Below are 6,082 nucleotides of genomic sequence, written 5' to 3'. Positions count from 1 at the left end.
GAGAAAAGCCTTCGGTTTCAGAACCCTCAAATGCTTGCAAATCGCCTTATATCATGAACTTGGCAAGTTACCGGAACCTGAGTATCTCCACAGATTCTGCTGACGAGCCATCTTTTATTGTATCAGTTAATTCCAAGAGTACGGTTGAGGCTTGTTTTTATCCAATGAACTCTGGGAGTGAAATAATCTATTTTCGCCAGACTCAGACCCTATCGCAGTCCGCAAGCATCATGAATGTCTGCTGTCTCCACTGCACCCATCCGAGATTCTCGGTCTTCTGTCCCACTAGGGAATCGCGTTCAAGTACATGACCCATAGCTTATGAGATGTTTAAATTTCTGCAACGAATTGTAGACATTTCTTCAACGAACCGGACCAACGTCATGAATCAGTATGTAATATGCTGTCAAGGGTCAGCGTAATTGAGCAGGGCCGGGGTCAGTGTTATTGAGCAGTTTGATCTTCGGTGAGCTCGGTGGATGTGGTTGCCAGTGCCTTTGAGTTTGGACGCATTTTCTTGCGGTACGATTCTCCTTTCATGATCAGGTGATGGGCGTTGTGGGCCAATCGGTCGAGGGCCGAGTTGGCCATGACCGGGTCGGGAAACAGGGGCAGCCAGTCTGCCGGCGGCCGGTTGGAGGTGACGATGATCGAACCGCGCAGGTGCCGTTCGGCGACGATCTCGTAAAAATCCTCGGCCTGCAGCATGGTCATCGGCTTGAGGCCGAAGTCGTCGATAATCAGCAGGTCCGGGGCAAGCAGCTTGCGCAGTTCGACCTCCCAGGAGTTGTCGGCGCGGGCGGCCTGCAGGACGCGGAAGAGCTTGACTGCCTTGAGGAACAGTACCGAGCGGCCGTTGCGACAGGCATGGTGCCCCAAGGCTTGGGCCAGGTGGGTTTTGCCGGTTCCGGCGGGACCGTACAGCAGGACATGTTCGCGACGTTCGATGAACAGACCGGTGGCCAGGTCGCGTATGGCGGCGGGGTTCAGGCCTGGACAGCCGGCAAAGTCGAACTCTTCGAGGGTCTTGGGCTCCTCGAAGCTGGCACGCTGCAGTCGCAGACGCAGGCCCTGGGTCTTGCGGCGTTCGATCTCGTCCTGTAGCAGCAGTTGCAGAAACTCCAGGTAGCCGAGCTGATCCTGGCGGGCCTGCAACAGGCGAACATCGAGGGTATCGAGCATGCGGCCGAGCTTGAGGGTCTTGAGCTGGCTGATCAAAGCGGCGGAAACGCTCATCGGGCCACCTCCTGCGCGGCAAAGCTCTCCGGCGGGTGGAGAAAGCCCATAGCCTGTTCGGTCAGCGGTGCCGCCGGGGCCTGTCGGTTGGTTTTCCAGTAGCCGGGGATGCCTTGCTCCAGCACATGGTTCAGGCGGCGCAGTTCGGTGGCGCCGAAATGCAGCAAATAGTCGCAGGCTTCATCCAGTCGAGCCGCGCCGTATTTATCGGCCAGACGCAACACGCCCTGGGCCTTGCGCAGGTTGCGGATGGCATGGTCGGCGAGAATCTCATCAATCATCCGCGCCACATGGGGACCGAGTTCTTCGGCCTTCTTCCGGCACCAGGCCGGGTGGGCGAAGAGGAAGGCCTTGGCGGCTTCGGGATAATCGTTCTGGTCGGTCATCCAGCTTCCCCGCCGGGGCGCCCGGGGATGGGTTTTGACCAGCACATCGTCGCAGAAGATCTCGACCAGGCGGCGGGTTGCCCTGAGCCACACCGTCTTGCCGACAAAGCGGGTCGGCAGCGAGTAATAGCTGCGCTCAAAGACGACGTGATGATCGGGATGCACCTTGAGCTCGGCCCAGGCCGGCGGATCGAAGGGCTGCTCCGGCAGCGGCTGCAGGGAGGCCTGCTCCTGCCGCTCGAAACGGAGCAGCGGCGCCTCGCCGGTGGTGCCGTGGGGTTCATGTCCCACCGCCTCCCGGCACCAGTGCAGTGCCTTCTCGTTGAGTTCGGCCAGATCCCGATAAGAGCGCCCCGCCACCAGTTGCTGGCGAACGATCGGCATCTGCCGCTCCACCTTGCCCTTGTGCTCAGGCGTGGCCACTTTGGCCGGATCGATGGTGAAGCCGTAATGGCGCTCCAGTTCGGCATAGGCCCGGTTTATGGTCGGGTCGTAAAGGTCGGGCCGAATCACCCCGGCCTTGAGATTGTCGAGCAGCACCGTCCTCGGTGTGCCGGAAAAGAATTCAAAGGCGCGGACGTGACAGTCGAGCCAGGTGGCCAGATCCTGGCGCTCGACGAAACGGACAAAGCGATGCCGACTGAACGAAAGCGTCATCACAAAAATCCACAGCGACCGCACCGCCTCGCCGATGCGGACCCGCGCCTTGCCGAAATCCACCTGGGCCTGCTGGCCCGGCGGGGTTTCCAGGCGCACCGTCACTCTGGAGGTCGCGGCGGCTTCCAGGTGATTGCGGACAAAGCGTTTGACGCTGGGATAGCTGAGCTTCATCCCGCGCTCGCGCAGCAGCCGCCAGATCTGTTTCACGGTCATGTCCGGCTCCGCAAGCCACTCCCGAATCTGCTCCCGGTGCGGCTCCAGCAGTTGCTCCGACGGTGACGGCTGGTCCTGGGAGGGTTTGCCGGCACGCATGGCGGCCAGCACCCGGGTCCGCTCCGCCTCATCGCCGCTGCGGGTCAGTCCCAACGCTTCGGCCTGCAACAGGTATTTGCGCACCGTCTGCCGGGACTGACCGAGGGTGCGGGACAGCCGGGAAATCGAGTGCCCCTGTTGCCAACGGTACAAAAGTTCATCAAGTTCAATCATGGGAATGGGCCTCCTGGCCATGGCGCCTCCTGTCGGAAATCAAATTCCGGCAGAATAGGCCAAGGCGGAAAGAGAGCCCACCGAAGATCGCGGCAGGGTGCTCAATAACGCTGACCCCGCCGCTGGCAAAACTGCTCAATTAAGCTGACCCCGGGTGCTCAATTCGGCTGACCCTGACCCGGGTCAAGGTGATCAATTACCATGACCCTCGACAAATATGCCGAAAAGGTTACATAAAAACATCAGCATACCTCGACCACAAAGGTATCCGACCGCCAACAGGTGTCCTGCTGAAAGATTACAAAAGGCTGAAAAACAGATTACACTAAAGAAGAGATGGTTGATGCCAATGCAACTAGGTCAGAGGAGCAAGGGCACCATGGAAATCCGCACTAAATTACTTATCCTGTTGCTTCTCATCGCCGTGATCCCCCTGGTGATCAACGCCTCCATCAATTATGCGTTCCTGTACAAACTGGGCCGACATCTGGCCACTGAAACGCGGACCTTACTTACCGAAGACGCCCATGCCTACCTGAAAGCGGTGGTCGAGAACTACCAACGCCTCCAGGAGCGCAACCGCAAGATCATCAACATCGCGTTGTCGCAGCAGGCACAGGAATCGATCTTCCTTCAAGAGCAAACGCCAACGGGCCCACCGAAAGCTTATCAGTTGCTGCACGACTACCAACCGGGCTTGGTTTTGCGTCAGTACACGATTCTTGATTCCGGAAAAAGCTTCTGTTATCCCCCTGATGAGCACTTTGCCCGACTGTCAGACCCGCAACGGCTGCCCTGGTACCGATCGGCCCGAGACAGCCCGGCTCTGACCCGAACCCTCTCTTCCGACCCCATCACCGGACAACCCGCATTGATCGTAGCCGCGCCCCTACACCTGCCGGACGGATCTTTCGCCGGAATAACGGCGGTCAGCCGGTCCGTACTCGGGCTATTTGAAGATTTACAGCTCCCCGAAGAGCAGGAGCGGATGGTCGGGCAAACGCTGGTTGTTCTTGAACGAGGCGAAGGCGCACTGGCAAAGCTACGCGTGGTGGCGGTGCGAAAAAAGGCTTCTACCAGCCAGCCAGACCAGGAACCGGCGGCAGGAGACTACCTGATTCTGGACGATCCTGACCAGGCGGTTGCACTGATGGAGAAGATCGGCGCCGGTCAAGCTGGGACTGTTTTGCTGATGTTTCGCGGGCAGCACACTCATTGGATTTTCGGCAGCAGTCAACCAGACGAACCCTTCCCCCTGATCATGGTTTCCCACTCCCAAATCATCAGCAGGGCGACAGACACCGAACAACATGTGCTTTTCAAAACGCTCCAGGGCCTGAAAATTTCCGTAATTCTAGTCATCGCTGTGGTGCTTACCGTGATCGTACTTGCCCTCTTTATTGCCCGCCGCATCACCCGTCCCTTGAATCAGCTATCCACCGTTGCTATGGAACTGGCGGCTGGCGACTACCAAGCACGTGCAGAAATCAGCACCGGGGATGAGCTTGAAGGCCTTGCCCATATTTTGAACGATCTTGGCCCCCAGCTGCAGGAACGCCAGCTGATGGCACACGCTCTGGCGCTGGCAGGAGAGATCCAACAGCACCTGCTCCCCCAGACGACACCCGAGCTGGAAGGGTTTGACATCTTTGGCCAGGGCACATTTTGTGATGAAACGGGCGGCGATTACTTTGACTTTATCCCTCTGGCTGATCACGGCAGGGGCAGCTTGGGGCTGGCTGTGGGTGACGTGAGCGGCCACGGTATCGGCCCCGCTCTGCTGATGGCCTCGGCGAGGGGCATCCTCCGTTCACATGCCGACCACTACCGCACGGATTTGGGGGGACTTTTTGCCAAACTCAATAGGCATCTGAATGAAGATTCTGAAGACGATCGCTTCATGACCCTTTTTTATGGTGTTTTAAGCGCCCCGAACCGCTCGCTGGTGTGGACTTCGGCAGGACACGGCCCGGTTCTCTGGTATCGGTGCGCCCACAACGTCGTTGAAGAACTGCCCAGTACCGGCGTCCCCTTGGGGATGCTCGCAGGAGCGGATTATCCGCCGTCCGGGCCACTCGTGTTGGAGGTCGGAGACCTCCTGTTGATTGGCACCGATGGTATATGGGAAACCCGCGCGCCATCGGGGAACCAGTTTGGCATCGAGCACATGAAAGAGCTGGTGGCCCCCTGTGCCGGCCAGTCGGCCCGAAAGATTTATGCAACCATCGTGAATAAAATAAGTGAGTTCCGTCAAGGGGGCGAGCTGGAGGATGACCTGACGCTGGTGGTGGTGAAAGTGAAGGGGTAAAATTGCTGAGAGGGAATAACCGTAATCGGGGTAAATCTCGGGAAAACCCAGTTTCACCTGTGATTCGGCAAGTGTTTTTATTAAAGGGCAGAACTTTTCAGTTCTGCCCTTTGCTTAAATTCCAAGTGCGGCCTTAGAACTTACCGTCCTTTTTCATCTGGATCAGGCGCTGATATTTTTTCTCCATTCCGGCGATGATCTCGTCGTGGGTGGCCCCGAGATCATTCCAGAGAAACGCCTGCATTGCCTGGCCGTAACAGATGTTGCAGCCGGACGCATGATCGTCAAACCCGGCCTCGAGCTTGCCTTCCTTGAGAAAGCAGTAAAGCAGGTTGTCGTGGCCCATGGCATCGCAGAAACAGTAACAGGGGATAACGACATTTTTGTCCTTGAGGTTGGTCTGGCCGAGCAGATCCGGTTCTTTAACGGCAATCTTGTAGCCTACCTCGACCGAGTCGCTGGTAAAGACGAAAGAGGGGAAGTTGTATTCATCCCAGTCCTCGTCGGGATATTTTTTCTCCAGCAACGCTTCTGAGGCCTCTGTCAGTTTGGCCATGGTCATATTCAGGATGCCGTCGAATTGCTCTTGTTGAGCCGCGGTCATCGCCCAGGCGTGTGCGGTCAGCATAAGGCTCAAAAACAGTGCCGAGATGAAAAAGCGTGTTTTCGGGGTTCGCATGGGGTGTACCTCCATCCAAGGTTTAGAAGGGCCAGATCAGCTGCCAGTTTTTGCCGCGGAAGAATTGGCCGATTACGATGAACATAAGCTGGCTGAACAGCACGCACAGAAACAATCCTATCCAACCGCGGCGGTCTCTGGCCAGCCAGATGCCCCCCGCCCGGCAAGGCAGGGGGCACGATGGCTCACTCGGCCAGGCTCCACTTGCCATCCTTGATCTCGAGCATCCGGAAGGCGGACAGATCGAGCCCGAGGTGATCGGTGGCAGAGAAATTGTAGATGCCGGTGGTGCCGGCCAGGCCCGAGGTCGCCTCGATGGCGTCGCGG

At 58.0% G+C, this 6,082-nt stretch carries 4 protein-coding genes and 1 pseudogene; 1 reads left to right on the top strand and 4 read right to left on the bottom strand.

All coding sequences use genetic code 11. The features are described 5' to 3' along the window. Positions 1 to 444: 444 nt before the first annotated feature. Both istB and istA read right to left on the bottom strand, forming a co-directional pair. Positions 445 to 1,236, bottom strand: coding sequence for an IS21-like element helper ATPase IstB (istB, locus tag ABYV89_RS13485; RefSeq protein WP_432823466.1), 792 nt, complete (start codon positions 1,234 to 1,236; stop codon positions 445 to 447). After that, on the bottom strand, positions 1,233 to 2,768 hold the full coding sequence (istA, locus tag ABYV89_RS13480; protein WP_432823465.1) for an IS21 family transposase: 1,536 nt from the start codon (positions 2,766 to 2,768) through the stop codon (positions 1,233 to 1,235). Before istA ends, istB begins: the two co-directional genes overlap by 4 nt. A 379-nt stretch (positions 2,769 to 3,147) precedes the next feature. Between istA and ABYV89_RS13475 the strand changes: the two genes are divergently transcribed. Continuing rightward, positions 3,148 to 5,076, top strand: coding sequence for a SpoIIE family protein phosphatase (locus ABYV89_RS13475; RefSeq protein WP_432823464.1), 1,929 nt, complete (start codon positions 3,148 to 3,150; stop codon positions 5,074 to 5,076). Positions 5,077 to 5,209: 133 nt separating this feature from the next. Here the strand turns inward: ABYV89_RS13475 and ABYV89_RS13470 are convergent, their stop codons facing one another. Both ABYV89_RS13470 and ABYV89_RS13465 read right to left on the bottom strand, forming a co-directional pair. Beyond that, positions 5,210 to 5,755: a PCYCGC motif-containing (lipo)protein gene (locus ABYV89_RS13470; RefSeq protein WP_432823463.1), complete on the bottom strand. Its 546-nt coding sequence runs from the start codon at positions 5,753 to 5,755 to the stop codon at positions 5,210 to 5,212. 185 nt (positions 5,756 to 5,940) lie between these two features. After that, positions 5,941 to 6,082 (bottom strand): annotated as a pseudogene (locus ABYV89_RS13465) (ABC transporter substrate-binding protein); the annotation flags it as partial.

Source organism: Trichloromonas sp. (genome assembly GCF_041583255.1).
Taxonomy (GTDB): domain Bacteria; phylum Desulfobacterota; class Desulfuromonadia; order Desulfuromonadales; family Trichloromonadaceae; genus Trichloromonas.
The sequence above is the reverse complement of the archived record's forward strand: the minus strand, read 5'-3'. Positions and strand labels throughout refer to the sequence as shown.

Excerpts from the sequence above, each read along its gene's own strand:
- istB (WP_432823466.1), bottom strand. The coding sequence starts at position 1,236 with ATGAGCGTTTCCGCCGCTTTGATCAGCCAGCTCAAGACCCTCAAGCTC.
- istA (WP_432823465.1), bottom strand. The coding sequence starts at position 2,768 with ATGATTGAACTTGATGAACTTTTGTACCGTTGGCAACAGGGGCACTCG.
- ABYV89_RS13475 (WP_432823464.1), top strand. The coding sequence starts at position 3,148 with ATGGAAATCCGCACTAAATTACTTATCCTGTTGCTTCTCATCGCCGTG.
- ABYV89_RS13470 (WP_432823463.1), bottom strand. The coding sequence starts at position 5,755 with ATGCGAACCCCGAAAACACGCTTTTTCATCTCGGCACTGTTTTTGAGC.